17 protein-coding genes are annotated in these 25375 nt (G+C 71.1%); 2 read left to right on the top strand and 15 right to left on the bottom strand.

Annotated elements, in window-relative coordinates; genetic code table 11:
* Positions 1-53 precede the first annotated feature (53 nt).
* From chvE to AC0QU1_RS02765, 5 genes are all read right to left on the bottom strand, one after another.
* The gene (gene chvE, locus AC0QU1_RS02785) at positions 54-1220 is read right to left on the bottom strand and encodes a multiple monosaccharide ABC transporter substrate-binding protein (RefSeq protein ID WP_483574158.1); all 1167 of its coding nucleotides are present in this window, start codon (positions 1218-1220) and stop codon (positions 54-56) included.
* Positions 1221-1548: 328 nt separating this feature from the next.
* Positions 1549-2451 (bottom strand): carbohydrate ABC transporter permease, encoded by a 903-nt coding sequence (locus tag AC0QU1_RS02780; RefSeq protein WP_483574156.1) that lies wholly within the window; start codon positions 2449-2451, stop codon positions 1549-1551.
* Complete coding sequence (locus AC0QU1_RS02775) at positions 2451-3398, bottom strand: carbohydrate ABC transporter permease (protein WP_483574154.1); 948 nt, start codon at positions 3396-3398, stop codon at positions 2451-2453. The genes AC0QU1_RS02780 and AC0QU1_RS02775 overlap by 1 nt, the downstream gene beginning before the upstream one ends.
* Positions 3395-4750: an ABC transporter substrate-binding protein gene (locus tag AC0QU1_RS02770; protein WP_483574152.1), complete on the bottom strand. Its 1356-nt coding sequence runs from the start codon at positions 4748-4750 to the stop codon at positions 3395-3397. The genes AC0QU1_RS02775 and AC0QU1_RS02770 overlap by 4 nt, the downstream gene beginning before the upstream one ends.
* 261 nt (positions 4751-5011) lie before the next feature.
* Positions 5012-6088, bottom strand: coding sequence for a LacI family DNA-binding transcriptional regulator (locus AC0QU1_RS02765; protein WP_483574150.1), 1077 nt, complete (start codon positions 6086-6088; stop codon positions 5012-5014).
* 118 nt (positions 6089-6206) lie between these two features.
* Here AC0QU1_RS02765 and arfA point away from each other — a divergent pair, with 118 nt between their 5' ends.
* Positions 6207-7745: an arabinosylfuranosidase ArfA gene (gene arfA / locus AC0QU1_RS02760; RefSeq protein WP_483574148.1), complete on the top strand. Its 1539-nt coding sequence runs from the start codon at positions 6207-6209 to the stop codon at positions 7743-7745.
* Between the two features lie 63 nt (positions 7746-7808).
* Here the strand turns inward: arfA and AC0QU1_RS02755 are convergent, their stop codons facing one another.
* Entirely contained in the window at positions 7809-8588 is a 780-nt protein-coding gene (locus tag AC0QU1_RS02755) for a GTP pyrophosphokinase (protein WP_483574146.1), read from the bottom strand.
* Positions 8589-8750: 162 nt separating this feature from the next.
* Here AC0QU1_RS02755 and AC0QU1_RS02750 point away from each other — a divergent pair, with 162 nt between their 5' ends.
* On the top strand, positions 8751-9167 hold the full coding sequence (locus AC0QU1_RS02750; RefSeq protein WP_483574145.1) for a DUF6069 family protein: 417 nt from the start codon (positions 8751-8753) through the stop codon (positions 9165-9167).
* Between the two features lie 128 nt (positions 9168-9295).
* Here the strand turns inward: AC0QU1_RS02750 and AC0QU1_RS02745 are convergent, their stop codons facing one another.
* The 9 genes from AC0QU1_RS02745 to AC0QU1_RS02705 all read right to left on the bottom strand — a co-directional run bounded on the left by AC0QU1_RS02745 (position 9296) and on the right by AC0QU1_RS02705 (position 25371).
* Complete coding sequence (locus AC0QU1_RS02745; RefSeq protein ID WP_483574143.1) at positions 9296-12952, bottom strand: alpha-L-arabinofuranosidase C-terminal domain-containing protein; 3657 nt, start codon at positions 12950-12952, stop codon at positions 9296-9298.
* Positions 12953-13090: 138 nt separating this feature from the next.
* Positions 13091-14104 carry a galactofuranose ABC transporter, permease protein YjfF gene (gene yjfF / locus AC0QU1_RS02740; protein ID WP_483574142.1) on the bottom strand — a complete coding sequence of 338 codons (1014 nt, stop codon included), beginning with the start codon at positions 14102-14104 and terminating at the stop codon, positions 13091-13093.
* Entirely contained in the window at positions 14101-15165 is a 1065-nt protein-coding gene (locus AC0QU1_RS02735; RefSeq protein ID WP_483574140.1) for an ABC transporter permease, read from the bottom strand. Before AC0QU1_RS02735 ends, yjfF begins: the two co-directional genes overlap by 4 nt.
* Positions 15162-16688, bottom strand: coding sequence for a sugar ABC transporter ATP-binding protein (locus tag AC0QU1_RS02730; protein ID WP_483574138.1), 1527 nt, complete (start codon positions 16686-16688; stop codon positions 15162-15164). The genes AC0QU1_RS02735 and AC0QU1_RS02730 overlap by 4 nt, the downstream gene beginning before the upstream one ends.
* Before the next feature lie 160 nt (positions 16689-16848).
* Positions 16849-17853, bottom strand: coding sequence for an ABC transporter substrate-binding protein (locus AC0QU1_RS02725; RefSeq protein ID WP_483574137.1), 1005 nt, complete (start codon positions 17851-17853; stop codon positions 16849-16851).
* Between the two features lie 296 nt (positions 17854-18149).
* Positions 18150-19664, bottom strand: a complete 1515-nt coding sequence (gene araA / locus AC0QU1_RS02720; protein ID WP_483574136.1) for an L-arabinose isomerase — start codon at positions 19662-19664, stop codon at positions 18150-18152.
* The gene (locus AC0QU1_RS02715; protein WP_483574135.1) at positions 19661-20404 is read right to left on the bottom strand and encodes an L-ribulose-5-phosphate 4-epimerase; all 744 of its coding nucleotides are present in this window, start codon (positions 20402-20404) and stop codon (positions 19661-19663) included. The genes araA and AC0QU1_RS02715 overlap by 4 nt, the downstream gene beginning before the upstream one ends.
* The gene (locus tag AC0QU1_RS02710) at positions 20401-22062 is read right to left on the bottom strand and encodes a xylulokinase (protein ID WP_483576620.1); all 1662 of its coding nucleotides are present in this window, start codon (positions 22060-22062) and stop codon (positions 20401-20403) included. The genes AC0QU1_RS02715 and AC0QU1_RS02710 overlap by 4 nt, the downstream gene beginning before the upstream one ends.
* A 258-nt stretch (positions 22063-22320) precedes the next feature.
* A complete protein-coding gene (locus tag AC0QU1_RS02705) occupies positions 22321-25371 on the bottom strand; it encodes an RICIN domain-containing protein (protein ID WP_483574133.1) in 3051 nt (1016 codons plus the stop codon).
* Between the last annotated feature and the right edge of the window lie 4 nt (positions 25372-25375).

The raw sequence follows: 25375 nt of genomic DNA, 5'->3' as shown, positions 1-25375 counted from the left end.
CCACCCGCCGAGACGTCAGCGGTGTCGGTACCGGTGCTGCCCGGGCCTCTGACTCAGTCGACCTGACCCGAGGCGACCTCTTCCTCGGTGAGGTAGCCGGAGTCGATCAGCTCGGCCTTGAGGTTGTCCTTGGTGACGATCACCGTGGGCAGCAGGTACGACGGCACGACCTTGACGCCGTTCTCGTACGTCTCGGTGTCGTTGGCCTCCGGCTCCTCGCCCGACAGGTAGGCGGTCGCCGCGGTCACGGCCTGCTCGGCCAGGAGCCGGGTGTCCTTGAAGATCGTCGAGTACTGCGAGCCGTCCTCGATCAGCTTGGCCGACGCCGCCTCGGCGTCCTGGCCGGTGATGATCGGCATCGGGAGGTCACCCTTGCCGTAGCCCGAGTTCTCCAGCGCGGTGATGATGCCGCGCGACAGCACGTCAGCAGGGGCCAGCACGCCGTCGACGGTCTCGTCACCCTCGGTGTACGTGGCGGTCAGCAGGTCCTCCATGCGGCTCTGCGCACCCTCCTGCTCCCAGCGCTGGATGGCGACCGTGCCGAAGTCGGTCTGCCCGGACGGCACGACCAGCGTGCCGTCGTCGAGGAACGGCTGGAGCACGGACATCGCGCCGTCGAAGAAGAACCCGGCGTTGTTGTCGTCAGGCGAACCCGCGAAGAGCTCGATGTTGAACGGTCCCTCGGGCGCGTCGGCGGCCGGCTCGCCGTTCTCGTCGAGCAGGCCGAGCCCGGTCAGCAGCGAGGTGCCCTGCTGCACGCCGACCTCGAAGTTGTCGAACGTGACGTAGAAGTTGACGTTCTCCGAGTCGCGGATCAGGCGGTCGTACGAGATGACCGGGATGTCCGCGGCGGCGGCCTGCTCGAGCTGGCTGCCCAGCGCGGTGCCGTCGATGGAGGCGATGATGAGCGCCTCGGCGCCCTTGCTGATCATTGCGTCGATCTGCTGCTGCTGGGTCGGGATGTCGTCGCCCGCGAACTGCAGGTCGACCTCGTACCCGGCCTCCTCAAGACCGGACTTCACGGCGTCGCCGTCCGCGATCCAGCGCTCGTACGTCTGGGTCGGCATGGCGACACCGACGAGACCGCCCTCCTCACCGTCCCCGGCACCACCACCGGCACCGCCACCTGCGCCGCCACCGCCGCACGCGGCGAGCGACACGGCCATCGCGCCCGTTGCCAGCGCGGCCAGACCGCGCCTGGCCCACAGCTTCCTTGCCATGACTTCTCCCCTTCGAGGTTTCTCCGGGCACGTCTCTGCAACCCGGCCGACTTCACATTGTGAACGCAACAGATTGTGAGCGCTCACACGCCCGTTGGTCAAAACCGTGTCGGGTGAACTCCGACACGATCGGTCGGCGACGGTATCACCGTAGCGGGGTTCGAGGAAACGTAAGGAACACTTCTTGGATGGTTACGGCATCGATACCGTCAACGGGCTGGGAGCCCGGTCCGGGAAGCCTGAAGGCTCGTGGCCGCGTGCGCCGAGACCGCGGCCGGGACACCGGGGCGCGCAGGCCGACACACCGGGGCGTGCCGGCCGGCCCGCCTCAGCGCACGCTGCCGAGCGACAGCCCGCCCTGCCAGTACTTCTGCAGCGAGAGGAACGCCGCGACCAGCGGAACCACCGAGATGAACGACCCGGTGACGATCAGGTTCCAGACCTGCTCGCCGCCCGCGCCCGCGTTCGAGAGGGCCTCCCAGTTCGAGATGCCGACCGTCACCGGCAGCAGGTCGGGGTCGCGCAGGACCGCCAAGGGCAGGAAGAAGTTGTTCCATGTGGCGACCGTCGTGAGCAGCAGCACAGTCACGATGGCCGGACGCAGCAGCGGGAGCACCACCTGGAAGAAGAGCCGGAGCTCGCCGGCGCCGTCGACCCGGCCGGCGTCGAGCACCTCCTCGGGGACGGCGTCCTGCGCGTAGACCCGCATCAGGTAGACGCCCACCGGGCTGAGCAGCGACGGCAGGATCACCGCCCACATCGTGTTGAGCAGCCCCATGCCGCTCAGCAGCACGAAGGTGGGGATCACCAGCGCCGTCATCGGCACCATGACCGAGCCGAGGAGCAGCGCGAAGAACGCGCTCCGGCCGCGGAACCGGTACTTGGCCAGGCCGTAGCCGGCCAGCACCGACAGCACCGTCGCCCCCACGCCGCCCGCCACGGCGTACACGAAGGAGTTGCGGAACCAGACCCAGTAGATGCCGCCCTGGTGGCTGAACAGCCCGGCGATGTTGTCGAAGAGCGAGAACTCGGAGCCGAACCAGAGCGGCGCCCCGGCGAACAGGCCCGCGTTAGACTTGGTGGCCGCGACGACCAGCCACCACAGCGGCACCACGAAGTAGACCGCAAGGAGCACGAGCACCAGGTGCGAGCCGATGCGGCGGCCCTGGCCGACAGGCGTGGCCGTGTCGCGCCGCGCGTCTGTCCCGGAGAGAAGGGTCGAGGTCGCCATCACTTCAGCCCGCTCTGCTTGCGCGTCAGGAACAGGAACAGATAGGAGCCCACGAACACGAGGAAGCCGAGCGCGAACGCCAGCGTGGACGCGTAGTTGAACTGGCTGTAGTTGAACGCCGTCGCGAACGCGTACATGTTCGGGGTGTAGTCGGTCGGGATCGCGCCCATCGCGGAGGACCGCAGCACCTGCGGCTCCGTGAAGAACTGCAGCGTGCCGATGAGCGCGAAGACCACGATCATCACCATCGACGACGAGATCATCGGCACCTTGATCCGCAGCGCGATCTGCCGACCGTCGGCGCCGTCGAGCACGGCGGCCTCGTAGACCGACGGGTCGATCGACCGCAGCGCCGCGTAGATGATGATCATGTAGTAGCCCACCCACTGCCAGGTCACGATGTTGACCAGCGACCCGAACACGTTGGCGGAGCTGAGGAAGTTCGGCGCGGTCAGGCCCACCAGGCCGAAGATGTCCTGCGCCGGGCCGAACCGTGGGCTGTAGAGGAAGCCCCACATGAGGGCGCCGATCACGGCGGGGATCGCGTAGGGCACGAAGATGAGCAGGCGGGTGGCCCGGCTGAGCCGCGTCGCGAGGGTGTCGAGCAGGAGCGCCGCCACGAGGGCGACCACTACCTGCACCGGCACCATGACCAGCACGAACCGGAGCACCCGCCACAGGCCCTCCAGGAACACGGGGTCCGTGAACGCCTTGACGTAGTTGTCGGCGCCGACGAACACGCTGCGCCCCGCCGTCGCGATGCCCTTGGTGTGCAGGCTCATCCACAGCGCGTAGCCCAGCGGCAGCACCAGGAAGACGGCGAACACCACGGCGAACGGCGCCACGTAGACGTATCCCCAGCGCTGCCGCCTGCTGGCGATCTTGCTGGTGGGCCGGGTCGTGGCGACGTCGAGCCCGCTCGCGGGAGCCCTCGTGTCCGTGCTCATTCGGTGACCGTGAAGCCCTGCTCGGTGGCGTACCGCACCAGGCCGTCCTGGATGGTGCTCAGCGCGGTGGCCGCATCGGTGTCCTTCTCGACCATGTCGAACAGCGCCTGCGTCTGCTGGTCGTAGGCGTACACCTGGAACGGGCTGAACGAGAAGCCCTCGTACCCGTTAGCCGCCTCCAGGAACACGTCCTCGTTGATCTTCTGCCCGCCGAAGAACGGCGCCTCCAGGCCGGTGAACCAGTCCGACTCGAGCATCGGCTTCCACTGCGGCCACAGGGCCGCCTCCTCGACGCCGAGCCTCCAGGCCTCGTCGGTGTCGAACAGCTCCTTGGCCACGGTCGCGGCCGCCTCGGGCTGCTCGGACTGCGTGGTGACGGCGAAGGTGGAGCCGCCCCAGTTCACCTGGACCGGGTTCTCGGGGTCCCACTGCGGCAGGGGGGCGGCGCGCCACTCGGCGTCGGCGTCGGCCTCCGAGAGGCCCTGCAGGTAGCCGGGGCCCCACGCGGCCGCGAGGTAGACGGCGTAGGTGCCGTCCACGAGCGCCGCGTTGTAGTCGGTGGTGAAGGCGTCCTCCGTGGCCACCAGGTCCTCGTCGATCAGGCCCTTCCAGTAGCTGAGCACCTCCTCGGCCTCCGGGCTGTCGACGTTGATGCCCACCTCGGTCGGGTTCGCGGCGTCGTACCGGAACGGCTCCCAGCCGTTCTGCGCGAACAGCGCGTAGTTGAGCGCGCCGCCATTGGTGGGGAAGTCGGTGATGTGGCCATCGAAGCCCGCGTCGCGCAGGTCTCGTGCGGCCTGGGCGAACTCGTCCCAGGTGGTCGGCACCTCGACGCCGTGCTCCTCGAAGATGTCGGCCCGGTAGAGCATGCCCATGGGACCGCCGTCGACCGGGATCGCGTAGACGGCGTCGCCGTTGGAGACGTCGGCCCACGAACCCGCCGTGTAGTCGCCCTCCAGCTCGGCGGCGCCGTACTCGGAGAGGTCGACGAGCGACTCGAGGATCGTGAAGGTCGGCAGCACCTCGGCCTCGAGCATGATCACGTCGGGCGCGCCGGTGCCCGCCTCGATGGCGGTCTGGAACTTGTTGTACTCGTCGGCGCCCTGACCCGCGTTGGTCCAGCAGACCTGCAGGTCGGTGTGGGTCTCGTTGAAGTGGTCCACCACCGACTCGAACGACGGGTACCACGCCCAGACGGTCACCTGGGCGGCGTCGGGCTGCTTGATCTCGTTGGTGCAGGTCGCCTCCTCGGCGCCGCCACCACCCCCGCCGGAGCAGGCGGCGAGACCGACGGCGGATACGGCGATCGCTGCGGCGGCAGCCACGCCTCTGCGCCGGGCTGAAGTACGCATCCGAGTCCTCCTTGATTCGGTGCCCCGTCGTCGGCGACCACGGCGCACCCGGCGTCGTCGCCGGGTCACTTTTCAACGTTGTAGGAATGCCGGGCACCGTTCTACCGGCAACCGTGCTGCTGTGGCAAGGGCTGGATGCGGTGATCGGTAGTTCGTCAGTTGATCGGCAGTCCGAGGTGCCGATCACCTGACGGACTACCGATCACCCGGCCAGGCCCACCTAGCCAGGCCCACCCGGCCCGGCCCGCCCGGCCAGGGCACTCAGGCCCAGGTGAGGTCCGCTGTCACCGGCTCGGTGCCGCCCTGCTGCACGCTCACGACCACGCCGTCCTCGCCCGTCGACTCGCGGCCCACGATCCGCGAGTCCGGCACCACCTTCCGGAACGGCGCCGGGTCGCCGGTCGCGCCGATCCGCGCCAGCAGCAGCTCCACCGCGGTCTGCGCGATCTGGTCCCGGCCCGGGTCGACGGACGACAGCGCGGGCACCGAGTACCTGGCGTCGTCGACGTCGTCGAACCCGATGAGGGCCACCTCCCCCGGGACCTCGATCCGGTGCGCGTGGAGGGCGTGCAGCGCGCCCAGGGCCAGGGCGTCGTTGAGCGCGAAGACCGCGTCGAGCTCCACACCGCCGTCGAGCATGCGGCGCATCGCCTCCGCGCCGGTGGAGCGGTGCCACAGCCCGGCCTCGCCCACGAGCTCCGGGTCGAACGGCAGCCCGGCCTCCTCCAGCCCCTGGCGGTATCCGGTGGTCCGGAGCGCCGCCGACCCGACCCGCTCACCCTCGTGCGCCCCGATCAGTGCGATCCGGCGCCGGCCGAGCGACGCCAGGTGCAGGGTCGCCGCCTTGGCCGCTGCGACGTTGTTCATGGTCACGTGGTCCGCCGGCGCGCCGAACACCCGCTCGCCGAGGATCACGAGCGGGAAGTCCACCGAGAACAGGCCGAGGTCGTCGGGCCCGAGGGCGAGGGGCGAGAAGATCAGCCCGTCGGTGAGGTGCCTGCGCCGGCCCGATAGCACCTCGGTCTCGCGCTCGCGGCTGGCGGAGGTCTGCTCGATGAGCACGGTCCATCCGGCGTCGTCGGCGGCGGAGATGACGGCGTCGGCCAGCTCCGCGAAGTACGGGAGCGACAGCTCGGGGACCGCCAGGGTGATCAGACCGGTGCGGCGCGTGCGGAGGTTCCTGGCGGACATGTTGACGCGGTAGCCCAGGTCGTCGATGGCCGTCTCGACGCGCCGCCGGGTCTCGGCGCGGATGTACGGGTAGCCGTTCACCACGTTCGACACGGTCTTGATGGACACGCCGGCGCGCTGCGCCACGTCGTGCATCGTCACGGCCACGCTGCCAGCCTCCGCTCCGCGAGTTTTTCCACAGGGTAGAGGACGGGCGTCGCTCCCGCGTCGTCCATCCGCTACTGTGCAACGTTGTAGAACCGCCGACCCCACCAGCTGAGGAACAATGACGACCTCCCGCACCCGCGTCCTGCTGCACCCCGACTTCACCGTCGGCGCCGTCGACCGCCGCCTGTTCGGCTCCTTCGTGGAGCACCTGGGCCGCGCGGTCTACACGGGCATCCACGAGCCCGGCCACCCGACGGCGGACGAGCACGGCTTCCGCCGCGACGTCGCCGACCTGACCCGCGAGCTGGGGGTGACGACCGTCCGGTACCCCGGCGGCAACTTCGTGTCGAACTACCGGTGGGAGGACGCCGTCGGGCCCGTCGAGCAGCGCAAGCCGTTCCTCGACCTCGCCTGGCGCACCGTCGAGCCGAACCTCGTGGGGACCGACGAGTTCCTGCAGTGGGCCGAGCGCGAGGGCGTCGAGTCGATGATGGCGGTGAACCTCGGCACGCGCGGCGTCGAGGAGGCGGTGGCCCTGCTCGAGTACTGCAACGGCGAGGCGGGCACGCGATGGGCTGACCTGCGCATCGCGAACGGCCGGGAGCAGCCCTACGGCGTCCGGCTCTGGTGCCTGGGCAACGAGATGGACGGCCCGTGGCAGGTCGGGCACAAGGACGCGCACGAGTACGGCAAGCTCGCCCGCAACGTCGGCCGTGCGATGAAGCAGGTGGACCCCTCGATCGAGCTGGTGGCGTGCGGCTCGTCGGGGATGGGCATGCCCACGTTCGGCGAGTGGGAGCGCACGGTCCTCGAGTACACCTACGACCTGGTGGACCACATCTCGATGCACGCGTACTACGAGGAGGTGGACGGCGACCGCGCGTCCTTCCTCGGGTCGGGCACCGCGATGGACCGGTTCATCGAGCGGGTGGTGGCCTCCGCCGACGCCGTGGGCGCGCAGCGCCGCTCCGACAAGCGCATCACCATCTCGTTCGACGAGTGGAACGTCTGGTACCTGACCACCCGCTTCCACGGCGAGCAGAACCTGCCGGTCCAGCGGGACGCGCCGCGCATCATCGAGGACGTCTACTCGGCGCTCGACGCCGTGGTGGTGGGCGACCTGCTGGTCACGCTGCTGAACCACGCCGACCGGGTGCCCGTGGCGTGCCTCGCCCAGCTCGTCAACGTGATCGCGCCGATCATGACCGAGCCCGGCGGCGAGGCGTGGCGGCAGCCGACCTTCCACCCCTTCGCGACGACGGCGCGGCTCGCCCAGGGGGAAGCGCTCGACCTGCGCGTGACCACCCCGACCATCCCGACCGCGGCCCACGGCGAGGTCCCGTCGGTGACGGCGGCGGCCACGCTGGCGGACGGCGCGGTGGCCCTGTTCCTGACCAACCGCTCCCCCGAACCCGTCGAGGTGGAGCTCGCGCACCTCGGCTCGGTGCTGGAGCTCGCCGAGGGCTGGACCATGACAGCGGACCACGAGCCCGCCGTCGCCGGCCCGGAGCACGCGCGGAAGGTGGCCGCAGAGCAGTGGTGCGCCTTCGACGTCGCCGGCCAGGTGGCCGGGGCCGCGAACGGCGGTTCGACGACGACGGTGACGCTGGCCCCGGAGTCCTGGACGGCGCTGTCGGGCACCCTGACGTCCCACTGACGACGTGCCGGGCGTGCAGGTCACCCCGTGTGACCTGCACGCCCGAAGGGTTCGGGGGCCGGGTCAGGTCTCGCTGTCGAAGCCGAAGCCGCCGTCGGCCTCCGCGGCGCGCCAGAAGTCGCGCAGCATCTCCTCCGGCGTGTGCAGGTTGTGCCGGCTCGCCACCGGCTCCTCGTCGCCCGAGATGGCCTTGACCTCGTCGTGGATGCGTTCCATCGAGGTGTCGAGCGACCACGCGACGTCCGCGGCGAGCTTGAGCGAGTCGGTGAGGTGGCGGGGCACGTCGCCGTCGTACTTGTAGTAGATCTTGTGCTCCAGGCTGGCCCAGAAGTCCATGGCGATCGTGCGGAGCTGGATCTCGACGATGACGTGCTCGACCCGGTCGGACAGGAACACCGGGATCTGCACGATGAGGTGCAGCGACTTGTACCCGGTCGCCTTCGGGTGCTTGATGTAGTCCCGCTCCTCCAGCAGCGTGATGTCCGACTGCCCCAGGAGCATGTCGCGCACCAGGTAGATGTCGTTGACGAAGCTGCAGGTGATGCGCACGCCCGCGATGTCGAACATCTGCGCCCGGACACCCTCGGGCGTCAGCGGGATGCCCTTGCGGCGGCACTTGGCGACTATCGACTCGAACGACTTGAGCCGCGACCCCACGTGCTCGACGGGGTTGTAGTTCTGCATGTGCCGGAACTCGTCGCGCAGGATCGAGATCTTGGTCATGACCTCGTCGATCCCGAACTTGTACGTCAGCACCAGCCGGCGCAGATCGGCCACGAGCTCTCGGAGCTCGGCGGGATCGGGTACGGCGTGTTCCCGGACGTCCTCGGGCAGCTTGCTCACCGGACCACCGTACGGGACCCGGAGCGCCTGGCGCTCCGATTTCGGTACGTCCGTACGGCGGCCGAGTACTTTCGGCCCCTCGACGCGACTGCGGCCCGTCCCTAGGCTTTTGTCGGGTTCGCGCCGTGGGCCCGATCTGTCCCTCCGAACGAGGAGCACCGCATGTCGTCGAGCACCGAAACCGGCCCGAACCTGGCCGCGCGCCGCACCAGCCGCCTCGCCGCCATCGGCATCGGTGTGCTGGCCGCCATCGTCGTCTGGGGGATCGCCTCGCTGGCCGGGGTCGACCTCACGGTGCAGCAGCCGAGCGGCCCGATGGAGATCGGCATCCTGGCGGTAGTCCTCGTGCCGGCGGTCGCGGGGCTCGCGGGCTGGGCGCTGCTCGCGGCGCTGGAGCGGTTCACGGCGCGGGCCAAGCTGATCTGGACCGTCGCCGCCGTGGTGTTCCTGCTGCTGTCGCTGATCGGGCCGCTCACGGCCGATGCGCCGACGGCGACCCGGCTCGCGCTGGCGGCGATGCACCTGGCGGTGGCGGGCGTCGTCATCCCGCTCTTCCGGCGGCACGCCCGGTCGGCCTGACGACGGCGGGTGCGCCGGCCCCGCCCGCGCGACGGCGAAGTGCGTCGGGCCGGACGGACGGTACAGGGCGCCCGGCTAGCCCGACGAGAAGTGCGCCCGGCCGGAGGACGGCCGGGCGCACCCCAGGGCTACCCCACCTCCGACAACCGGAGGAAGGTGATCGAGTGGGCCGGGAAGTCGTAGGTGAACCCCGACCCGCCGTCCGGGTGTGAGACGTCCAGCGTCGCGGACCCCTCGACGGGCACCACCCGCTCGGGCTGGGTCTTGGTGTTCCGCGCCGACGGCGCCCCGCTCATCTCGGTCACCGCCGCCTCGTCGGCCACCTCGGCCCCCGCGATCGACACGGCCGTGCGCGCCACGGACTCGTACGGGTTGACCACCTTGAGCACCAGCTCACCCGTCTCGGCGTCCCGCGTGACCACCTGGTACAGCGACTCGGTGGTCGGCTCGGTGTACCTCATCTGCAGCACGCCGTCGAGGTAGAGCGCGATGGTGCGCCCCGAGACCACGATCTTGACGTGGTAGTCCCGGCCGGTCTCCATCCGGTGCCCCTCGACCGCCGCCACCTCGTTGGCCGAGCTGTTGTCGGCCCGCTGCAGCGCCTGCCGGGTGTTGTTCCACCCGCCGAGGTTCCACCAGTAGAAGTCGTCCCGGCCGCCCGCGGCGAACCCGATGAGGAACGCCTCGCTGCCGCCCAGCTTCCGGGCGTCGAGCTCCAGGGTGTAGTTGTCCCAATCCCTGGTGTAGGCGTCGGTGATGATCGAGCGGGCGTCGGTCACGTTGCCCGCCGACTGCACGTACTCGCCGTCGGCCACGGCCCACGAGCCGGACTGCGGGTCCCAGCCGGAGGCGTCGTCGAACGAGTCGGAGAACAGCACCTCACCCGACGCGTTGTCGGTGACCACCACGTCGTCGTACGCCGCCTGCGTGTTCCAGGTGGAGAGGAAGACGCCGCCCGAGATGTCCGCAGGGGTCTCCTCCGGGCCGTCGTGCACCGACGGGACCACCTCGTCACCCCTGTTCGTCATGAACATCTGCTGGGTCCAGTACGACGTCGAGCCCCACGACTCGTCGTTGTCGAACCACATCATGTCCGGGGACCACTGGACGTAGTCCTCGTTGGCGAACATCGGCGCGTAGGAGGCCAGCTCGACCAGGTCGGCGTTGCGCTCCAGGCCGGTCATGTACGCGGCCTCGGACAGCGCGTTCGACCACGCGTTGCCCCGCGACGCGTACTCGCCGAGGAACACGTGCGGGCCCTCGCGGTCGTAGGAGTCGTACCGCTCCGTGTTCGACAGGAACCACGACGGGTCGTTGTAGTAGTGCTCGTCGACCATCGCGACGCCCTGCTCGCGGTTGAACTCCCACAGCTCCTCGAACCGGGCGCCGGTGTCGTCCGGGCCGGAGTTGGAGATCACGGTGACCTCGGGGTGCGCGGCCTCGACGGCGTCCCGGAACCGCGGGAAGTTGGCCTGGAAGGTGTCGGTGTTCTCCTCGTTGCCCAGACCGATGTACTTCAGGTCGAACGGCTTCGGGTGCCCCAGCGCGGCGCGCACCCGGCCCCACTTCGTGCGCACGGACCCGTTGGCGAACTCGATGAGGTCCACGGTGTCCTGCACCCAGCGGTCGATACGGGCGTCGTCGGTCATCTCGGGGATGGTGCTGCCGCAGCCGTTCGCGCCCACCGAGAGCACCGGCAGCGGCGTGGCCCCCAGGTCCTCGGCGAACTCGAAGTACTCCAGGTAGCCCAGGCCGTAGGTCTGGTTGTAACCCCAGAAGTTCCAGTTCGTGGGCCGCTGCTCGACCGGCCCGATGGTCTCCTTCCACTGGTAGGTCCGCCGGCGGTCGGCGCCGTCCGACTCCAGGTACGTGTCGAAGGTGCCCACGTTGGTGACGCAGCCGCCGGGGAACCGCAGGAACGAGGGCTCCAGGTCGGCGACCTTCTGGGCGAGGTCCGCGCGCAGCACCGAGCGGCCGTTGACCGGACCCACCCAGGTGTCGCGCGGGAACAGCGAGACCATGTCCAGGCGCAGCGTGCCGCGGGCGCCGCCGGTCACCACGAGCCGGGCGTCGTTCACGGTGCGGTTCGCGGTGAGCGTGGCCGTGCGCTTCTTCCAGCGGTCGGTGCCGTCGACGACGACGGTGGTGGACGCGTACGTCGTCGCGCCGTCGGGCGACTCCAGGCTGACGGTGAGGCGCTGCCCGCGCTCCGCGCGCGCGAACACCGAGAAGTCGTACTTCTTGCGCCGCTCGATGGCGAAGCCCTCGTTGTAGCTCGCGTTCCGTACGCCGACGCCGGGGCCGTCGGCCTCGACGGTGAGGTAGGCCCGGTTGGCGTCGTTGAGCCACTCGCTCCGCTCGGACTCGACCTGCGCCGTTCCCGACGAGCCCCGCTGCACCACGTCCCACGCCGTCATGCCGGTGAAGTTCCGGTTGTCCGTCGGGGCGAACTCGAAGGACCGGTTGCGGACCAGCTCGGCGTACAGGCCGCCGTCGGCCGCGTAGTTGATGTCCTCGTAGAAGACGCCGTACAGGTCGTCGCTCATCTCGGTGCCGGCGGCCGCGGCGTCGACGTCGAGCGTGTGCTCCTGGACCGGGGTCTCGGCCGGCGGGTACGCGGCCAGCAGGCGGTCGCGCTCCTCGGCCGTGATCGGCAGCACCGTGCCGTGCCGGGGGCTGGCCGGCAGGATCGCGTCGAGGTTGGCCGTCCACTCGCCGCTCGCGAGGTCGTCGGACTCGAACAGCATGTAGCCCTGGCCGCCGTGGTAGCTCGGCTGGTCCTGGAGCAGGAACCAGCGGTCGTCGGTGAGCGACGGGAACAGCGTGGGCCCCTCACCGCCGGTGAACGTGCCGCCCCAGGGGTTGGGCTGCCCGAACCCGACGCGCTCGGTGATGAGGTCCCAGCCGTCGCCCTCGGTCACGCCCTGCGTGCGGCGCAGGTCGGTGGACGACTCCTGCCGCATGCCCATGTAGGACTCGTCCTTGGTGAGGCGGTAGTAGACGCCGTCCTCCTCCTGGACCGTGGAGTCGATCATGCCCAGGCCGTCACCCTGCGGCTCGTCGATCCACGGCCGCGGCTCCGAGAACGTCTCGAAGTCCGTGGTGGTCGCGTACAGCATGCGCTGGTAGGAGTCGCGGATGTCGCGCTCGGCGGGCGGCACGTCCGCCGGGTACAGGGCGGAGGCCCAGTAGACGACGAACTCGCCGGCCGCCGCGTCCCAGTACGCCTCGGGCGCCCACAGGTTGCCCGCGTTCTCCGGGGCCAGCTCGATCTCGCGCTGCTCGCCCCAGTGCACCAGGTCGGTGGACTCCCAGACCATGATCGAGCGGCTGCCCGTCTCCTGAGCGTCGCCGAAGTTGCCGCCGCCGTAGATCTTCAGGTCCGTCGCGAGCAGGTAGTACGTGCCGTCCTCGCCGCGGATCAGGAACGGGTCGCGCAGCCCCTTGGTCCCGAGTGTGGAGGTGAGCACCGGCTCGCCGCCGTTCAGCGTGGTCCACTCCAGCGGGTCGGGGCCGTTCGAGACCGCGAACGAGATGGTCTCGCCGTCGGCCGTGGACTCGCCGGTGAAGTAGGGGAAGAAGTAGGCGGCGTACTCGCCGTCGGCGGCGGTGGCCGACGGCGACGTGGTCGCCTCCGCGGCGGAGGCGAGGCCGGCGTCAGGTGCCAGGCCGGCGTCAGGTGCCAGGGCGGGGGCGGCGGCCGCCGGGGCTGCCAGGCCGAGCGTGAGCGCGGCCGCCACGAGGGCGGTCCGCCGTCTCGGTGGGTTGGTCGTGGGTCTCTTCATCGTTGTACTTCCTTTCGTCACGTCGCTGTGCCGGGTGGTGCCTGTGGTCGGGAGCGAAGGTCCGCTTCGAGCACGGGATCTGGCTTGGATCTCGGCCCGGTTCCAGGCCAGATCCCGTGCTCGAAGCGGACCTCTGGTTTACGTGCGGCGGAGGGTCAGGACGCGCTGGAGGGCCACGAAGATCAGCAGCAGCACGCCGATCACGATCTTGGTCCACCAGGAGCTGAGGGTGCCCTCGAAGGTGATGATGGTCTGGATCAGGCCGAGCACCAGCACGCCCAGCACCGAGCCGAGCACGAAGCCGGTGCCGCCCGTCAGCAGCGTGCCGCCGATGACGACGGCCGCGATGGCGTCGAGCTCCATGGCCACGCCGGTGAGCGAGTACCCGGACCGGGAGAACATCGCGAACAGCAGCCCGCCCAGTCCCGCGCACGTGCCGCTCACCACGTAGGCGAGCACCTTGGTGCGCGCCACGGGCAGGCCCATGAGCAGCGCGGACTGCTCGCCGCCGCCGATCGCGTACACCGTGCGGCCGAACCGCGTGAAGTGCAGCACCAGGAAGCCGAGGCCCACGACGATGAGCCCGATGAGCACGCTGGACGTCATGCGCCACTCGCCGAAGATCTGCACCCAGCTCGCGAGCTCGACGAAGGACGCGTCGTCGATGGCGATGGACTCCGGTGCGATGAGGAAGCACAGCCCGCGCGCGAAGAACATGCCTGCGAGCGTCGCCACGAACGGCTGCACCTGGAAGTAGTGGATCATCACGCCGTGCGCCAGGCCGATCATCGTGCCGGCGCCCACGGCGAGCGGGATCACCACGCCCACCGGCCAGCCCGCCTGCAGCAGCGCGGCGGTGATCACGGTGGACAGCGCGAGCACCGACCCGACCGACAGGTCGATGCCGCCGGTGAGGATCACGAACGTCATGCCCACCGCGAGCACGATGAGGTGCGCGTTGTTGATGAACAGGTTGGACACCACGGCGGGCGTGAGGAAGTTGTCGTAGCGCGTGCCGCCCACGACCAGCATGAGCGCGAGCACCACGAATGTGCCCAGCACCGGCAGGTAGCGCCGGTCGAGCCGGGTGGGCAGCTTGAGCGCGCCGCCCCTGCGGGAGCGGGGCGCGCGGGCGGGGGCCGACGTCGTCATCCGGCCTTCACCTCCGTCGAGTCGGGGCTGGCGGCGGGCCGCGGCGCGGGCGTGGTCGCCGTCCGACGGCGGGCCGCCGCCGCGAGCCGCTCGCGCATCCGCGGTGACTGCAGCAGCGTCACCGCGATGACGACCAGGGCCATGAACAGGGGTGTGACCAGCGGCGAGATACCGAGCACCGTGACCGTCCGCTCCAGGGTGGCGATGACGAGCGCGCCCACCAGGGTGCCCGACAGGTTGAACTTGCCGCCCGAGAGCGCCGTGCCGCCGATCACCACGGCGAGGATCGCGTCGAGCTCGATGAACAGGCCGGCGTTGTTGGCGTCGGCCGCCATGGTGTCGGCGCTGATCAGCAGGCCCGCGAGCCCCGCGAACAGGCCGGAGGCCGCGTAGACGGTCCAGGTGAGCGTCCTGGACTGCACGCCGGAGAGCCGGCTCGCCGCCGGGTTGATGCCGGTGGCCTCCAGGAGCATGCCGAGCGCCGTGCGCCGCACCACGAACGCGACCACGGCGAACACGCCGAACGCGAGCACGGCCGCCACGGGCAGGCCGAGCCAGAAACCCGAGCCCAGCACCTTGAACGGCGCGCTGTTGACCGTGGTGATCATGCCGTTCGTGATGAGCATGGCCACGCCGCGGCCCGCCGTCATGAGGATCAGCGTGGCGATGATCGGCTGGATGCCGAGCACGGACACCAGGAACCCGTTCCACACCCCGAGCACCAGGCACAGCACCAGCGCCAGGCCGACGGCGGTGAGCACCGTGACCGGCGACTCCGGGTTCGGCGACGACGCGATGTGCGACAGCGCGACCGCCCCGGAGACCGCCACCACCGCGCCGACCGACAGGTCGATGCCGCGGGTGGCGATGACGAGGGTCATGCCGAGGGCGACCAGCAGCAGGGGCGCCGAGGTGCGCAGGATGTCGATCGGGGCGCCGAACAGGTGGCCGTCCCGGACGGTGATCGCCAGGAAGCTCGGCCGGGCGACCGTGTTGGCGACCAGCAGCGCGATCAGGGCGGCCACCGGCCAGAACAGGTGGTGGCGGAGCACGTCCCTCATGCCGCACCACCCCCCGCGATGAGGTCGACCACCTGGTCCATCGAGGCCCGGGTCCCGTCGATCTCCGCCACCTTGCGGCGGTCCCGCAGCACCGCTATGCGGTGCGAGAGGCGCAGCACCTCCTCCAGCTCCGCCGAGATGAAGACGACCGACATACCGTCGGCGGCCAGCTCGGCCACGAGCTTCTGGATCTCGGCCTTGGCGCCGACGTCGATACCGCGGGTGGGCTCGTCCAGGACGAGCAGCCTTGGCGCGGTGGCAAGCCACCGCGCGAGCAGCACCTTCTGCTGGTTGCCGCCGGACAGGTTGCGCAGCAGCGCCTCGGGGTTCGCCGGCCGGATGCCGAGCTGCTCGATGTACTTCGCGACCAGCTCGTCCACCTGCTTACGGGGCAGCGGCCGCATCCAGCCGCGCTCCGCCTGGAGCGCGAGCACGATGTTCTCCCGCACGGTGAGGCCGTCCACGACGCCCTCACCCTTGCGGTCCTCCGAGGTGTACGCGATGCGGTGCCGCATCGCCGCGCGCGGCGTGCGCAGCCGCGCCGCCTTCCCACCCACGCTGGTCTGTCCGACGTCGGACCGGTCGGCGCCCGTGAGCAGGCGCGCCAGCTCGGTGCGGCCCGAGCCGAGCAGCCCGGCGAGGCCCACCACCTCGCCCTCGTACAGGTCGAGGTCGAACGGCTGCACCGAGCCCTTGCGGCCCAGGCCGACCACCTGCAGCAGCGGGGTGGCGCCGGCGGGCCGCTCGGTGTGCTCCAGCACCTCCTCCGCGGCCTCCAGCAGGTCCATGGAGCGACCGATCATGTGCTGCACCAGCTCGGCGGCCGGCAGGTCGGCGGTCACGAACTCCCCCACCAGCCCGCCGTTGCGCAGCACGGTCATCCGGTCGGACACCTCGTAGACCTGGTCCAGGAAGTGGCTCACGAACAGGATCGCCACGCCGCTGTCGCGCAGGCCGCGCATGACGTCGAACAGGCGCGCCACCTCGTCGGTGTCGAGGCTCGAGGTGGGCTCGTCGAGGATGAGCACCTTGCAGTCGCCCACCGTGGCCCGGCAGATCGCCACGAGCTGCTGCACCGCCAGCGAGTGCGAGCCGAGCGAGGACCCCGGGTCGATCGTCAGGCCCATCCGGTCGAGGTGTGCCGCTGCCTGCCGGCGCATCGCCGGCCAGTTCAGCCCGCCCAGCAGGCGCGGCTCGGCGCCGAGCATGATGTTCTCGGCGACCGTGAGGTTCTCGCAGAGGTTGACCTCCTGGTACACGGTGCTGACGCCGTGCGCCCTGGCGTCGGCGGGGCCGGTGAACCGGCGCTCGACGCCGTCCACCCGGATGGTCCCCGCCGTCGGCGAGTAGATCCCGGTGAGGGCCTTGATGAGCGTGGACTTGCCCGCGCCGTTCTCGCCCATGAGGGCGTGGATCTCACCGGGGCGGAGGCGGAAGTCGACGCCGTCGAGGGCCTTCACCGGCGGGAACTCGACGCTGATGCCGGTCATCTCGACCACGGGTGGTGCTGTCTGCTGGGTCATCCTCGACCTTCTTCGTCTGGCGTGCTGCGCGGTCTGGCGTGCTGCGCGGAGCCTGTATGCCGAGGTAGGGCGGACGTCCACACGCCCTACCTCAGCGGTCTCGCGCCGCCGAGGTAGAGCGTGTGTCGGACACACGCTCTACCCCCGCGGAGGTTGTCGGTCAGTACTCGCGGGTGGGCAGCGCCTCGATCGCCGCCTCCTGGTCGAACGCCTCGTCCTTGACCACGATGCGCTTCTCGACCTCCTCGCCCGCGACGACCGCCTTGGCGATCTCCGCCAGGTCCGGGCCGAGCAGCGGGTTGCACTCGACGATGTAGTTGATCTTGCCGTCGGCGAGCGCCTGCATACCGTCCTTGACGGCGTCGATCGTGATGATCTTGATGTCCTCGCCCGGCGTCAGGCCGGCGGCCTCGATGGCCTCGATGGCGCCGAGCCCCATGTCGTCGTTGTGCGCGAACACGAGGTCGATGTCGTCGTGGGCGTTGAGGAAGCCCTCCATGACGGTCTTGCCCTCGGCCCGCGTGAAGTTGCCGGTCTGGCTGTCGATGATCTCGATGTCCGAACCCTCGATCGCCGCCTCGAAGCCCTCCTTGCGGTCGATCGCCGGGGCGGCACCCGTGGTGCCCTGCAGCTCGACGGCCTTGTAGCCCTCGCCGTCGTACTGCTCGACGGCCCACTCGCCGGCCATCTCGCCCTCCTTGACGAAGTCGGAGCCGATGAACGACTCGTAGAGGGTCTCGTCCTCGGAGTCGACGGCGCGGTCCGTGAGGATCACGGGGATGCCGGCGGTCTTGGCCTCCTGGAGCACCGCGTCCCAGCCGGTCTCGACCACCGGGGAGAACGCGATGACGTCAACGCCCTGCGTGATGTAGGAGCGGATGGCCGTGATCTGGTTCTCCTGCTTCTGCTGGGCGTCGGAGAACTTGAGGTCGAAGCCGTTCTCCGCGGTGAGGGTGTCCTGGATGGACTTGGTGTTGGCGGCGCGCCAGCCGGACTCTGCGCCGACCTGCGAGAAGCCGAGGGTGATGACGCCGTCGTCGGCGCCGCCGGTCTCGCCGCCGCCCTCGGTCTGGGTGCCGGCGTCCGATGCGCACGCGCCGAGCGCGAACAGCGAGGCCGCCGACACGGCGGCCAGAACGGTACGGGTCAGGGTAGTGCGTGCCATGTCTCCTCCTTGAGATCCCGCACGGCTTCGTGCGGGTGAGCTGCGTAGTGCCCGAGTGAAATGTTAGCGCTCACATAGGTCCGGTGAACAGCGAAGCACGTCACGGTCCAGTAACGAGTCTGCCGCGTTTGCCCTAGTAGGGGAACAGATCTCGCCAACCCGGACGAACCCGACACCTCGGACCGGCGCTCGCCCGCGTCGCTTCCCCGAAGAACGGCGCCAGGTCGGTGCGGGGGCCCGAAACTCGGAGTTTCGGGCCCCGCACCGGCCTGGCGGGGATTGCGACGGGGCGCGGGTCAGAAGCCCTGGGCCACCCGGTAGTAGACCTGGTTCCAGCGCACCTGGTCGGCGAAGCCGCGCCGGGTCGTGTCCTCGTCGATCACCAGCAGCTCGGTGCGCGCGATGTTCGCGAACACCTCGAACGCCTCGATGCCCGCCGCGGTCGACATGACGGTGTGGTGGGCACCGCCCGCCGTCAGCCACGCCTCGGCGGAGACCTCGAACGACGGCCGCGGGGCCCACATCGCCCGCGCCACGGGCAGCTTGGGCAGGTCCCGCGGCGGCGTGACGACGTCGACCACGTTCGCCGTCAGCCGGAACCGGTCCCGCATGTCGGCGAGGGAGACGACGACGGCGCCCTCGACGGCGTCGGCCGAGAACACCATGCGGACCGGGTCCTCCTTGCCGCCGATGCCGAGCGGGTGGATCTCGATGCGCGGCTTCGACGTGGTCAGCGACGGGCAGACCTCCAGCATGTGCGCGCCGAGGATCAGCTCGGAGCCGGGCGTGAGGTCGTAGGTGTAGTCCTCCATGAGGCTGGCGCCGCCCGGGAGGCCGAGCCCCATCACCTTGGCCGCGCGCACGAGCACCGCCGTCTTCCAGTCGCCCTCGGCGCCGAACCCGTAGCCCTGCTCCATGAGGCGCTGGACCGCCAGGCCGGGGAGCTGGCGCAGCGCGCCCAGGTCCTCGAAGTTGGTGGTGAACGCCTTGGCCCCGGCCGCCTCCAGGAAGCCGAGCAGGGCGATCTCCTGGCGCGCGGCGTAGCGCAGGGAGTCGTGCCGCTCGCCACCGGCCCGGAGCTCGGGGGCGACGTCGTACTTCTCCTCGTACTCGGCGACCACCTTGTCGACGGCGGACTCCTCGACGGCGTCGACGGCCGCGACCAGCTCGTTCACACCGTGCGTGTTCACCGAGACGCCGAACCGCAGCTCGGCCTCGGTCTTGTCGCCCTCGGTGACGGCCACGTTGCGCATGTTGTCGCCGAACCGCACCAGCCTGAGCTCGTGCGTGGCGGCCCAGCCGGCCGCGCCGCGCACCCAGGTGCCCACCCGGCGCGTGACCGCCGGGTTGGAGACGTGCCCCACCACCGTCGTCCGCGCGACGCCGAGGCGCGTGGCGATGTACGCGTACTCCCGGTCGCCGTGCGCGGCCTGGTTGAGGTTCATGAAGTCCATGTCGATCTCGTCCCACGGGAGCTCGACGTTGGCCTGCGTGTGCAGGTGCAGCAGCGGCTTGCGCAGCGCGTCCAGGCCCGCGATCCACATCTTCGCGGGGCTGAAGGTGTGCATCCAGGTGACGACGCCCAGCACGCTGTCGTCGCTGTTGGCGTCCAGCATCGCGCGGCGGATCGCCGCCGAGTCCTTGAGGACGGGCTTCCACACGACCTTGACCGGCACGTCGGAGGACGCGTCCAGCGCGCGGGCCACCTCCTGGGACTGCTCCGCGACCTGGGCCAGGGTCTCCTCGCCGTAGAGGTCCTGGCTGCCGGTGAGGAACCAGACCTCACGGTCCGCGTAGGGCTTGGTGCTCATGCCTGTCCTTCCGTGGTGGCAGCGGTCTGCTGGCCGTAGACGTTCTGGTAGCGGTCGTAGAGGGAGTCGATGTGCCGCTGCTCGATCGGCACCGGCTCGCCGAGCTGGCGCGCGATGTGCACCGTGCGGGCCACCTCCTCGCACATCACGGCGGCCTTCACCGCCGCGCGGGCGTCCTTGCCGATCGTGAAGGGGCCGTGGTTGCGCATCAGCACGGCCGGGCTGCGGTGGCCGCGCAGCGTCTCGACGATGCCGCGGCCGATCGAGTCGTCGCCGATGATCGCGAACGGGCCCACGGGGATCGGGCCGCCGAACTCGTCGGCCATCATCGTGAGCACGCACGGCACCTCCTCGCCGCGCGCGGCCCACGCCGTCGCGTACGTGGAGTGCGTGTGCACCACCCCGCCCACCTCGGGCAGGTGCCGGTACACGTAGGCATGCGCTGCGGTGTCCGACGACGGCGCGCGCGTCCCGTCGACGAGGTTCCCGTCGAGGTCGCACACCACCATGCCGGCCGGGGTCAGGTCGTCGTAGGAGACGCCCGACGGCTTGATGACGAACAGGTCCGCACTGCCGTCCGGCGCCTCGGGATTCGGCACGCGCTGCGAGACGTTGCCGGCGGTCCAGACCACCAGGTCCCACCGGGGCAGCTCGGCGTGCAGGTCCGAGACGACGGCGCGCACGCGCGCGACCTCGTCCTGGACCGCCTGCGGGTAGTCGGTCAGGGTCTTGCCGCTCATCGGTCGCTCTCTCGCGTCGTGTCTCGGTTGCGGAGCGCGGCGACGGCGGCGCGTTCGATCGCCAGGCCCGCGCTGTAGCGCTCCAGGAAGGCGGAGAAGCCCGCCACGTCATCAGCGTCGGGCTCGACGACGTCGAGCGCGGCGTCCGCGAACACCTCGGCGTTCAGGTAGTCGCCCAGGCTCTGCGCGGGGGCCGGTGCGCCGGCCGCGGAGGCACGGTAGGCGGCGAGCACGGCGATGCCCCAGGCACCGCCCTCGCCCGCCGTCCGGCCGACGGCCACCGGCGCCCCGAGGGCCGCCGCCAGCAGGCGCTGGGCCACGCCCTCGGTCTTGAACAGGCCGCCGTGCGCGAACATCGCGTCCAGCTCGACCTGCTCCGCCGCGAGCACGCGCATGCCGAGGCTCAGCGTGCCGAACGCGCTGTAGACCTGGGTGCGGGCGAAGTTGGCCAGCGTCAGCCGGCTGTCCGGCGTGCGGGTGAACAGTGGGCGCCCGGCCTCCAGGCCCGTGATCGGCTCGCCGGACAGGTAGTTGTAGGCGAGCAGGCCGCCGCCGTCGGCGTCGCCGTCGAGGGCGGACCGCAGGAGCGCCTCGAAGACCGCGCCCGGCTCGGCCGGCCGGCCCAGCGCCGTCGCGAACTGGCCGAACACCTCGGCCCAGGCGCCCAGCTCGGAGGCCCCGTTGTTGCAGTGCACCATGGCCACGAGGTCGCCGGCCGGGGTGGTGACGAGGTCGAGCTCCTCGTGCACCCGCTCCAGCGGCTTCTCCAGCACGACCATCGCGAAGATGCTCGTCCCTGCGCTCACGTTCCCGGTGCGCGGCGCCACCGAGTTGGTGGCGACCATGCCGGTCCCCGCGTCGCCCTCGGGCGGGCACAGCGGGATGCCCGCCCGGAGCGTCCCGGTCGGGTCCAGCAGCGCCGCGCCCTCCTCGGTCAGCGTGCCGGCGTCCGCGCCGGCAGGGAGGACGCGCGGCAGCAGGTCCGCGATGCCTGGGCCGCGGCCGGCGACCAGCTCGTCGTACTGGGCCAGCATCCGCCGGTCGTAGTCCTTGGTCGCCGGGTCGATCGGGAACATGCCGGAGGCGTCGCCGACGCCGAGCACCTGCTGCCCGGTCAGCCGCCAGTGCACGTACCCGGCCAGCGTCGTGAGGTGCCGCACGCGCGCGACGTGCGGCTCGCCGTCGAGCAGCGCCTGGTAGAGGTGAGCGACCGACCAGCGCAGCGGGATGTTGTACCCGAACAGGCCGGTGAGCTCGGTCGCGGCGCGCTCCGTCGTGGTGTTGCGCCAGGTCCGGAACGGCACGAGCAGCTCGTCCGCCTCGTCGAACGCCAGGTAGCCGTGCATCATCGCCGAGATGCCGAGCGCGCCGACGGTCGTCGGCCGCACGCCGTACTGCCGCTCGACGTCGGCCAGCAGGGCCGCCACCGACTCCCGCAGGCCCGACCAGACGGCGTCCAGCGAGTAGGTCCAGATGCCGTCGACGAGCTGGTTCTCCCAGTCGTGGCTGCCGCTCGCGAGCGGCGCGCCGTCCGGACCGACCAGGCACGCCTTGATCCGGGTGGAGCCGAGCTCGATACCGAGGGCGGTCCGGCCCTGCGCTATCGCCTCCCGGAGACTCGCGAGCCGCCCCCCTGCTTCGTCCTGCCGCTCCACCATCGTGGACCGCTCCGTCCTGCCCGCACCGTCGCGAGGCGTCGTTCGTGTCACCGTCGTCACGGTACCGAGCCGGGCCCGGACCGTCGACGGCGATGTTAGCGCTCACACGATACGTTACGACAACCCCGGTGCCCAGCCGCGTGACGGAGCCGGCTCCTTCCCCTTCTTCGGGGCCGAGGTTTCTTGGCTCTGCGCGGGCTCAGAGCCAAGAGACCTCGGCCCCGAAGGGGACCGTCGATCAGGCGTCGGACGGGACGATCAGGCGTCCGACGGGACCAGGGCCAGCACCTCGACCTCCCCCGCCGTCGTGTACCCGCCGTCGAACTGGTCCAGGACCACGCGGACCGCGCTCGTCCGCAGCGGTTCGGCCAGCTCGACGGTCGTCACCGGCTGACCCGGGCCCGAGCCGTCCACCGGAACGTCCGCGCTCACGGCCACCCAGGCGCCGTCGACCAGCGCCTCCACCCGCACGGTCTCGGCCCAGCTCCGGTTGGTGCCGTCCCGCCAGAAGTGCACGGACACGCCGGTCACGTCCCGCTCCCGGCCGAGCTCGGCGGTGAGTGTGTCGCTCGGGTTCTTGGTGCCCGAGCGCCAGTTCGACCAGGCCTTCTCCGCCAGGATCCCGTTGTTCAGCCCCGCGGCGGAGTAGCCCGGCTCGGTGTAGGTCGCCGACACGGCAGCCCGCGGGTCCGTCGCGACGTTGCCCACCGCCGGCTCGGTCACCACCACCCGGGCCGACGCCGGCACGGTCGCGCCGTCCGGCAGTGCGGCCGTGCCGGCCACGGTCACCTCGCCGACGGCGTCGTACGGCCCGCCGGGCGCCCACGTCACCGGAAGCTCCACCCGGCTCCCCGTCGAGCCGACGCCGGTCACCGTGCCCGGCAGGTCCGGCTCGCCGCCCACGTACGTGCGGGCCGACGCCGGTTCGGTCGCCTCGATCACGTCCACCAGCACCTCGGCGGACGCCGCCACCGGCTCACCCGCCGCGCTGGTCGCCGTGCCGGTCACCTCGACCAGACCCACCTCGTCCCAGGCGCCGGGGTCCACCGGGTCCCACCGCACGGGAAGCTCGCCCCGTTCACCGTCGCGGAACACGCCCGCCACGGTCTCCGGGAGCTCCGGGGCCAGACCGGGCACCGTGAACAGCTCGACCGGCACGGTGCCCCGCGGCGTCTCGTCGAGCACCGTCCACCGCTGGTTCCCGCCGGACGTCGGCGTGTACAGGCCGACCCGCGAGCCGTCGGCGGTCGCACCGCCGGCGACGTCGGGCAGCAGGCCGGTGGCCACGTTGACCAGCGTCCACGACCCGTCGCCCGTGGTCGACATCATCCAGCGGGCAGCGGCGTCGTCGTCGGACGCCTGCTCCGTGACGAGCGTGCCCGACCGGGCCGCGAGCCGCTCACCCGAGGCGAGGTTGACCACCTCGTACCGGGCGCGGTTCGAGGCGGTGGGGCGGTGGCCGGTGCCCCGGCCGCGCGCGTCCGCCACCCGTTCGAGCGTCCAGAGCTGGTCGCGCGCCGCCGTCCGCACGTCGCGGAGCACGAGCCCGCCGCCGGACTCGGCGGGCGTGAGCGCCCGGCCCGAGGCCGCGCCGACGAACCGGTAGGCGTGGCCGTCCTGGGCGAGGGGAGCGCGCCGGGCGACCCCCGAGACGCCGTCGACCAGGAAGGTGGTGACGGACTCGCCGGGCACCTCGAGGGTCGCCCTGCCGCCGGACACCCGCACGGACCTGCCGCGGACCAGCGCCCCGTCCGCCGAGGTCACGACGGGTGTGACCCGGGCGCCGCGCGCGACGTCCCGGAACAGCGACAGGTCGAGCGTCACTGTCCGGGCGGACGGCGTCGAGTTGACGTGCACGAGGGTCACGTCGTCCGACCCGGACACGGCGGCCGTCGTGTCGGCGTCGTCGGTGCCGATGAGGTGGTCACCCGGCTCGATGTAGTGGGTGAAGTTGCGGATGGTGTCGAACTTCGTGTTCGTCCGCACGGGGCACGTCTCCAGCGTGTCCTGCGCGTCGCACGAGAACGGCACCTGGATCGAGCCCCAGTTGCCACCGCCGGCCACCTGCGCGTCGTAGTCCTCGATCGGCTGCCACAGCACCCAGGCCGTCGGCTCGAGCTCGCGCAGGTCGTCGGTGATCCGGTCGGCGATGCCGAGCCCCGGCGCCATCGTCACGAAGTCCGACGGCGGTCCCCAGCTCCCCTCGACCTCGCTCATCCACAGCGGCTTGGCCGCGCCCTTGGCGATGTCCCGCGCCGACGTCCGCTGGCCGGTGCCGTACGTGTGCACGTTGAGCTGGTCCACCGCCGCGCGAGCCTGCGGCGTGTACGCGTTCCAGTTCGTGGTGAAGATGCCCGGGTTGGTCTCGTCCATCGCGGAGATGACGGCGTCCGTGCGGGCGCCCTGCAGCTCCTGGTCGAGCGCCTGGATCACCTGCTGCTGCAGCGCGGGCCCGGCGTGCGCGCCCTCCTGCCGCCCGCCGGTCGGCTGCCCGTCCGCGCCAAGCGTCGTCGACCAGTAGTTCGTGTTCGGCTCGTTCAGCGGGTCGATCGTGTCGAACTCGATGTCGTGCGCGTCCTCGATGTGCTCGGTCACGCGGACCAGGTAGGTCGCGAAGTCGTCGAGGGTGTCCGGGCGGATCTGGTCCGTGTTGCCGTCGAACCCGCCGCTCACGTAGCCGGAGACCGTCTGGAACCACGGCGGCGAGTTGCTGAACGCCTCCCAGTGGGTGACGCGGTCCTTGATCGCGTCGATCCACCAGCGCTGGTTCGCGTCCGCGTCCCAGTTCCAGTGCTCCGGGTTGTCCGGGTCCCACCAGTCGCGGTCGTCGACGCCGATCCCCGGCGGCGCCGCCCAGAAGCCCGGCATCGTGGCGCCCACCTTCATGTAGTCGTCGCGCACGTCCGGCGCGTTGCCGCCGCCGATGTTGTAGCGCGCGATGTTGAGGTTCAGGCCGTCGGGTCCGTAGAGCAGGTCGGCCAGGTGGTCGCGGATCTCGTCGGGGTAGCCGCCCGTCGCGTTACCGGACCAGACCAGGCTGGAGCCCCAGCCCTCCCACCTTCCGCCCCGGTAGGACGGGTCCGGCCGCACGGTCACGCCGTCCTCCGACGTCGGCTGGGTCGCCCGGGCGGTCAACGCCCGGTCGGTCGTCGTCCGGTCGGTCGTCGTCCGGTCGGTCGTCGTCCGGTCGGTCGTCGTCCGGTCGAGCGGGGCGACGGCGGTGGCCGCCGGCGTGGAGGCGGCCGCCACGGGGGCCGCGAGGGCGCCGGCCGCCGCGACTGCGGCAAGGGCCGCGATGGTTCGTCTCATGGGT

It is taken from the genome of Promicromonospora noduliphila, from assembly GCF_056951025.1.
The sequence above is the reverse complement of the archived record's forward strand: the minus strand, read 5'-3'. Positions and strand labels throughout refer to the sequence as shown.

Coding starts and splice junctions, on each gene's coding strand:
- chvE (WP_483574158.1), bottom strand. CDS start 1,220: ATGGCAAGGAAGCTGTGGGCCAGGCGCGGTCTGGCCGCGCTGGCAACG.
- AC0QU1_RS02780 (WP_483574156.1), bottom strand. CDS start 2,451: ATGGCGACCTCGACCCTTCTCTCCGGGACAGACGCGCGGCGCGACACG.
- AC0QU1_RS02775 (WP_483574154.1), bottom strand. CDS start 3,398: ATGAGCACGGACACGAGGGCTCCCGCGAGCGGGCTCGACGTCGCCACG.
- AC0QU1_RS02770 (WP_483574152.1), bottom strand. CDS start 4,750: ATGCGTACTTCAGCCCGGCGCAGAGGCGTGGCTGCCGCCGCAGCGATC.
- arfA (WP_483574148.1), top strand. CDS start 6,207: ATGACGACCTCCCGCACCCGCGTCCTGCTGCACCCCGACTTCACCGTC.
- AC0QU1_RS02750 (WP_483574145.1), top strand. CDS start 8,751: ATGTCGTCGAGCACCGAAACCGGCCCGAACCTGGCCGCGCGCCGCACC.
- AC0QU1_RS02745 (WP_483574143.1), bottom strand. CDS start 12,952: ATGAAGAGACCCACGACCAACCCACCGAGACGGCGGACCGCCCTCGTG.
- yjfF (WP_483574142.1), bottom strand. CDS start 14,104: ATGACGACGTCGGCCCCCGCCCGCGCGCCCCGCTCCCGCAGGGGCGGC.
- AC0QU1_RS02735 (WP_483574140.1), bottom strand. CDS start 15,165: ATGAGGGACGTGCTCCGCCACCACCTGTTCTGGCCGGTGGCCGCCCTG.
- AC0QU1_RS02730 (WP_483574138.1), bottom strand. CDS start 16,688: ATGACCCAGCAGACAGCACCACCCGTGGTCGAGATGACCGGCATCAGC.
- AC0QU1_RS02725 (WP_483574137.1), bottom strand. CDS start 17,853: ATGGCACGCACTACCCTGACCCGTACCGTTCTGGCCGCCGTGTCGGCG.
- araA (WP_483574136.1), bottom strand. CDS start 19,664: ATGAGCACCAAGCCCTACGCGGACCGTGAGGTCTGGTTCCTCACCGGC.
- AC0QU1_RS02715 (WP_483574135.1), bottom strand. CDS start 20,404: ATGAGCGGCAAGACCCTGACCGACTACCCGCAGGCGGTCCAGGACGAG.
- AC0QU1_RS02710 (WP_483576620.1), bottom strand. CDS start 22,062: ATGGTGGAGCGGCAGGACGAAGCAGGGGGGCGGCTCGCGAGTCTCCGG.
- AC0QU1_RS02705 (WP_483574133.1), bottom strand. CDS start 25,371: ATGAGACGAACCATCGCGGCCCTTGCCGCAGTCGCGGCGGCCGGCGCC.